This is a genomic window from Streptomyces sp. NPDC054841 (assembly GCF_053611045.1).
The window spans coordinates 1-2,074 of record NZ_JBSGZO010000810.1 but is presented as its reverse complement, the minus strand read 5'-3'; the positions used below and the strand labels follow the sequence as shown (position 1 = coordinate 2,074).

3 protein-coding genes and 1 pseudogene are annotated in these 2,074 nt (G+C 65.6%); 2 read left to right on the top strand and 2 right to left on the bottom strand.

Annotated elements, in window-relative coordinates:
* Positions 1-200: 200 nt before the first annotated feature.
* On the bottom strand, positions 201-371 hold the full coding sequence (locus ACWGI8_RS43455; RefSeq protein WP_453669047.1) for a hypothetical protein: 171 nt from the start codon (positions 369-371) through the stop codon (positions 201-203).
* Positions 372-478: 107 nt separating this feature from the next.
* Here ACWGI8_RS43455 and ACWGI8_RS43450 point away from each other — a divergent pair, with 107 nt between their 5' ends.
* Entirely contained in the window at positions 479-877 is a 399-nt protein-coding gene (locus ACWGI8_RS43450) for a hypothetical protein (protein WP_453669045.1), read from the top strand.
* On the opposite strand, the gene ACWGI8_RS43445 is transcribed toward ACWGI8_RS43450, so the two are convergent.
* Positions 874-1,446 (bottom strand): GNAT family N-acetyltransferase, encoded by a 573-nt coding sequence (locus tag ACWGI8_RS43445; protein WP_453669043.1) that lies wholly within the window; start codon positions 1,444-1,446, stop codon positions 874-876. The genes ACWGI8_RS43450 and ACWGI8_RS43445 overlap by 4 nt on opposite strands.
* Positions 1,447-1,667: 221 nt before the next feature.
* On the opposite strand from ACWGI8_RS43445, the pseudogene ACWGI8_RS43440 reads away from it, so the two are divergent.
* Positions 1,668-1,958: pseudogene (locus ACWGI8_RS43440) on the top strand (transposase); the annotation flags it as partial.
* Positions 1,959-2,074 lie beyond the last annotated feature (116 nt).

Below are 2,074 nucleotides of genomic sequence, written 5' to 3'. Positions count from 1 at the left end.
GAATACGCCCAGTATGAGGACGACCCTCCGCCTTGCGATGCACCGCATCTGACGCCGCGCGCTGATCCACCGGGGATTACGGGACAGCCCTTAGTTGCCATCGTTCTGGCTGGTCAACCGGGGTCGGAACGTGTACCCACAGCAGACGAAGAACATTCTTTGTGCCTACAGCCCTCAGAAACTCGGTTTCTTCCAGAGCCTCAAGTGGGGTCCGCCACCGGCCCGGCCGCGCGACCGCGGGCCCAGCCGAGCGCGGCCCGCTCTCGGTCGTCGACAGCAAGGTTCCAGCGCAGCTTCGTTGCCACCCAGTCGGTGGGACGGGTACAGCGGGCCTCGGCCGGCGGCGGCAACCAGGCGGTTGGAACGACCACCGGCCCGACACCTCCGCCTTGCGTGTCCACTGGGCCTCCACCGCGAACATGACCCGCCGCCTCACCACGCCCACCCCTGCCTGGCGCGACGACTTCGGGATGGCCGCGTGAACGTCACCGAGCTTCTGGCAACGCTCCAGGCCCAGCACGACGAGGCCACCACCCGGGCCGGAGAACTACGCGACCAGATCGAACACCTCACCGCCCCCCTGGCCGAGACCGAAACACGGCTTACGGACCTGGCTACCGCCCGAAAGACCATCGTGGAGGTCGCACCGGCAGGTACCGAACCCGATGCCCCCGAGTCGAACAGCGCCTACCAGGCCATCGTGAGCGCCTTCAACCAGCACCCTGACCAGGCATTCCGCGCCCGTGAACTGCATGAACTCCTCGGCACGCCCACCGACGAAGCGTCCGTCAACATCACCCGCAGCCGCCTCGGACGCCTCACCGGTCAAGGCTTCCTCACCCAGCCGGGTCGAGGCCGCTACCAGAAGCGGACTTAGCGGGCTGGGATCGGCACGGCCGACGGCCGCCACTCTCGCCTGATCAATCCGAACACCCACGAGTCGGACACTTCGCCGTTCACGACGCAGTCTTCCCGCAACGTCCCTTCACGCACGAATCCGATCTTCTCCAGTACCCGGGCGGATGCCACGTTGCGCGTGTCGGTCTCGGCCTGGATTCGATTCAGGTCCAGTGTGTCGAATGCCCACTGCAGCAAGGCGTGTGCCGCCTCCGTCGCGTAGCCGTGGCCCCACATCGCCTCGTCGAGGCAGTAGCCCAACGATGCGCTGCGGTAGTCCGGGTTCCATCCGGTCAGCACGCACCAGCCGACGAAGGCCCCGTCGGAAGCACGGTCGATGGCAACCCGTGCCCCGGTGCCTTCGTCCGCCATCTTCCGGCACATCGCGATGAAGCGCTCGGCGCGGGCCCGTTCGGTCCACGGTGGGGAGTCCCAGTAGCGCATCACATAGGTGCTGCTGTGCAGCGCGAAGAGGGGGTCCGCGTCGGTGTCGGTGAAGGGGCGCAGTCGCAGGCGAGCGGTGTGCAGTATGGGGGTGGCCAAAGTCATGCGCATCATCTTGCGTCCTCACGGGGCGGGCAGAGCACCGAATTTCCGATCCCGATCCGGTCCTCACCACCCAAGGCTCGCCTACCAGCAGATCGTGCACGCCTTCAACCACCACCCTGACCAGGCATTCAGGGTCCTTCGTCCGCTACGGCGGACCGTCTCCGCCGTCCATGGTCGAGGGTCACCAAACGAGACACGACCCCCACAACGGCCGCCACTTCAAACCTCAGCGCCTGCACGCCGACAAGGCCTACGACATTCCCCACCTGCGGAAATGACTACGCGGCAAACGCATTGGAGTCCGGATCGCCCGCAAAGGCATCGAGTCCAGCGAACGACTTGGACGCCGCAGGTGGGTCATCGAACGCACCATGTCCTGGCTGACCGGCTACCACCGACTCAACCACCGCAGCCAGCTGCTTGCGCTGAACCACCAGCAGACGAAAAACCTGCTGGTGTCGTACTCGCCGAAGAAGCTGGGCTTCTTCCAGATACCGAAGAAGGGCGCCTGACCATGGCAGATGCCCGCCAGGTGCCGTTCTCGGCGTACACCTGAACAGCGAGTCGAAACACGCCCTTATTCCCGATATGCCACCAGTATCCGAGCTCTGACCGGCAGTTCCGGGGC